At 64.3% G+C, this 3,862-nt stretch carries 3 protein-coding genes and 1 pseudogene; 1 reads left to right on the top strand and 3 read right to left on the bottom strand.

The annotated features are described in order from the left end of the window. On the top strand, window positions 1-561 hold a 561-nt coding region (locus TU30_RS32695; RefSeq protein WP_042177255.1), incomplete at its 5' end, for a DDE-type integrase/transposase/recombinase. A gap of 13 nt (window positions 562-574) precedes the next feature. On the opposite strand, the gene TU30_RS32700 is transcribed toward TU30_RS32695, so the two are convergent. The 3 genes and pseudogenes from TU30_RS32700 to TU30_RS32710 all read right to left on the bottom strand — a co-directional run. Next, window positions 575-1,528, bottom strand: a complete 954-nt coding sequence (locus TU30_RS32700) for a hypothetical protein (RefSeq protein WP_042177257.1) — start codon at window positions 1,526-1,528, stop codon at window positions 575-577. A 1-nt stretch (window position 1,529) separates the two neighbouring features. Further along, on the bottom strand, window positions 1,530-3,149 hold the full coding sequence (locus TU30_RS32705) for an AAA domain-containing protein (protein ID WP_234308080.1): 1,620 nt from the start codon (window positions 3,147-3,149) through the stop codon (window positions 1,530-1,532). A 36-nt stretch (window positions 3,150-3,185) separates the two neighbouring features. Next, a pseudogene (locus TU30_RS32710) lies at window positions 3,186-3,862 on the bottom strand (IS701 family transposase); the annotation flags it as partial.

The raw sequence follows: 3,862 nt of genomic DNA on the forward strand, positions 1-3,862 counted from the left end.
ATCATCGACATCTTCAGCCGCTACATCGTCGGCCACACCGTCGAGGCCGCCGAATCGGCCGCACGCGCCGAGGAGTTGATCCGGGAGACCATCCGCCGCAACGGCATCGTTCCCGAGACCGTGCACGCCGACCGCGGCACGTCGATGACCTCCAAGAGAGTCTCCCAGCTGCTGATCGACCTCGGCGTCACCCGGTCGCACTCGCGGCCGAAGACCTCCAACGACAACCCCTACAGCGAGGCCCACTTCAAGACCACGAAGTACATGTCCGACTACCCCGAGCGGTTCGATTCGCTGGCCCATGCCCGCGAGTGGTTCGAGGCGTTCATCGCGTACTACAACCACGAACACCGGCATTCGGGTATCGCCTGGCACACGCCCGCCAGCGTGCACTTCGGCACCGCCGAGGAGGTCCGCGACCAGCGGGCCGTCACCCTCGCCGAGGCATACGCCCGCCACCCCGAACGCTTCGGCCGCCGCCCCCGACCACCCCGGATACCCCAGCAGGCGTGGATCAACGACCCGGCCAAGCGCAGGGAACCCGCACCACAAACCTCATAACGTCACGACCGTCTCACTGGACTTGAAATCTTCCGTCGTCCGGACGGCGACGAGCGACGGTTGCCGGCGTTGGGCGTTGTGCTGAAGTATTGGGGTTGCGGCCACGACCTCGGTCTGTGGGTGCACCCGTAGGAGGCGGAGCGACGGGCACCGTCGCCGCGAGATCATTCAACGTGGCATTCACCACCGGCCAGCACATGTCGAGCGTGTCACGATTCGGGCTGTGTCCGGTCTGTTTCTCCGCCAAGGGATGAACGAGATTCCTGCACTGCCGGATGAGCTCCGAGGCCAGTTTGGCATCGTGCTCGATCCACTTACTCTCGTACGCAAAATCCAGGAAGTCTTTCAATCCCATGTTCCGCATCGGCTTCGGCATGCGTACGCCTGTGGTGCGCGTCTGTGCGGCATGCGCGAGCACTCCCTCCAGGAGGCTCCCGAGCATGATGACCGCCGACGTATAGGCGCCGTGCTCGTAACAGATGCGCGCCTCGTCCAGCCGGAGTTGCACAGTGGCAGCCAGCTCCGGATCGTTCACCACCTCGCTGATGGAGACCTTCAGCTCGACCCGCCGTAGCTGCCGCTCCTCGTGCTCAAAACCGGCTTGGCAGGGGATGAGGACCGGCTGGCCTCTTTCCTCCTCGATCCGGCGACCGTCAAGCACCAGAATCTCGTTGAGGCGCTTCAGCGTGGCGCGGTACTCCTGTTGCTGGTTGTAGTACTCAAGGCGATTCGCCAAACGCAAGATTGCGCGTTCAGCATCGTCTGTTCCGTCCTCCTGACGCTCCTTGAGGAGTTCCCTAGCCCACTTGTATCTTGGTGTGCCGTCGTACTCTGGCACGTCGTCCCAGCCCGCACGCTGGAAGAAGGCGGCTATCTCGTACCCCTTCCGGTAAAGCAGTGGCGTCTCGTCCCCGCAGATCAGGTGGGCAATCTCCGTCAGTGTGCTGTCATCGAAGATCTCGTTCACATCAGGCCCCTTCGAGAGAGACGGACGCATCCTCATCGAGCATGGCGTCGAGTTCATCGGTGGTGAGGTCGGCGTCGTCCATCTCGATCGGGGCCCAAATGCTCCCCGAGTCGCCCTGGGCCTCCTCGGTAACTCCGGGCCGGATCCCCAGAGCGTCAAGGCGCTTCCACAACGGGGTCAGCGAATCCTCGGGAGACAGGGCGAACTCGCTGCTGCGTATACGCCAGAACTGCCAGCCTGCCCGGCGCAGTTCCCGCTCCCGCTCGTAGTCGTCACGGATCTGGTCAGGGGTGGAGTGATACGGGCTGCCGTCACACTCCACGGCGAGGCGGCCCGTCTCTCCAACGACGACGAGATCGATGCGTTTGCCGCTGACTTTCCACTGAGGGACGACGTGGTAGCCACGTTCCTTGATCCTGCGGAAGACCCGCTGCTCGAAGAGCGAGTCGAACGGCTCGCACTGCTCATCGGGTGAAACGGCGGAAAGGCCGGGAGAGGTGCCCTGAAGTTCCGGCGGCGCCTGCATATAGGTGAGCAGGGAGTGGCGCAGGTCCCTACTGCGCAGCTGGTCCGGTGTGACGGAGGTGAACAGCCACATCTGGTCGCGGGCCCGGCTGGCAGCCACGTTGAACCGTCTTCCGTCGCCCTGGCCGGTCAGGGCCCGGGTGTTGTCGGCGTCGACGACCAGCGAGAGCAGGATGACGTCCCGTTCGTCCCCCTGGAACTGTTCGGCCGTGCCGACACGTATGTTGTGCCGCTCCTGGATCGTGGAGTCGATCTGCGTGTCGATGAGACTCTCCAAGAGCCTTGTCTGGTGTCCGGAACGGAGCACGATGACCCCGAAACTCCGTTTCGCATATGCTTCGTCCTCCGCGAGTTCCTGCAACTTGGCGACGATGCGTTCGGCCTCGGGCTTGTTGACCAGGGTCTCTCGCCGTCCCTCACAGTGACCTTCATGCACATGAACGACTTCGAGGGGCCGCAGTCGGTCCGCTCCGTACTGCCGCAGCGGCACGAGTTCGTTGTCGGGATAGAACTGGGCGGAGGACCACTTGATGATCTCCGGCATGCACCGGAAGTGCTCGGTGAGCCTGATCGTCTCGCTGAAGCGCGCAGACAGCAGGTCGTAGAGGTTGGACTTGGGGCTGAGTCCGTCCCGCTGCCAGTCGGTGAGATGGGGCAGGAGTGAGTCGAGGAGTTCGTTGAGCCGCTCGTGCTTGCCGCCTGTGTAAAACGGGACACACTGCTTGTCGTCACCCACGACGATGATCCTCGGAGCGAGCCACAGCAGCATCAGACCGTCCAGACCGACCTGGCTCGCCTCATCCACAATGACGACGTCGAAGGCGTCCGGCTCGGGATCGATCATTTCGGCCACCTGTTTGATCGGCATGACCCATGCCGGGACCGCGGCACGCGCGTCACGCATCGCGGAACGGGCGGCCTTCAGGTGCCGCTTGCCGAGTGCCGTCATTCCCTTGCCTGCGTTCGCCGTGGCCGACGCGTAGGCACTCAGCGCCTGTTTCTGTCCGGCCGTCATCCGGTCCAGGCAGTGATACAGCGCTCGGTCGGCCGCTAGTTGAGTCACCGTTCTCCTCAACTGCGTTTCGATTGCCTCCAATTCGCCTTCTAGTACTCCAGCCGTAGATCGTGATCTTCATGCTGGCTGGACGTCTTGGCGCCGGTAGTGGGCGGTCTTGGCCCGGGCTTGGTGGCGTCGTCGCCACTGCGACCAGCCCAGCCGGTGCGCCATGTCGTGGGCGGCATGGGTGACGAGCGTGGTGAACAGGTGCTGGATCTCGTTGCGGGTCAGCGGACTCAGTGCGCTGGTTGTCTGGTGCTGGTCACGTTCGAGTGCGGTCACCACAGCAAGGAAGGCGTGGGCGAGCATGGCGAGGGTGACCCAACGGTGCCAGGAGGTCCAGCGTCTGACCTGGTGTTCGTCGAGTCCGGCCAGTCCCTTCGACGATTGGAATGTCTCCTCCACCGTCCAGCGGCGCCCCGCGGTCCTCACCAGGGTCTGCAGGGTGGTCGGGTGGGTCGAGTAGCAGAGGTAGTGGGCGAGTTCGCCGGTGCGGCGGTTGCGGCGGACGAGGAGGTGCCGGTGGCCGGGACGCTCGTCGGTGACATGGGCCAGGGCCCAGTCGTAGTGACGGTGGCCCTTGGCTCCGGCTCCTGCGGACAGCTTCTGCCAGGCCCGTTTCGGGATCCGCCGGGCCAGGAGGTCGGCGCGGATCTTTCCGGCAGCGGTGGTGATGTGGTGCCGGCAGGAGACGGCGAGGACGTAGTTCTGGCCGCGTTGCTCCAGGGTGGTCCGCAGGTGGGTGTTGTTGC

Origin of the sequence: Streptomyces sp. NBRC 110035, from assembly GCF_000829695.1 — a bacterium.
Taxonomy (GTDB): Bacteria; Actinomycetota; Actinomycetes; order Streptomycetales; family Streptomycetaceae; genus Streptomyces.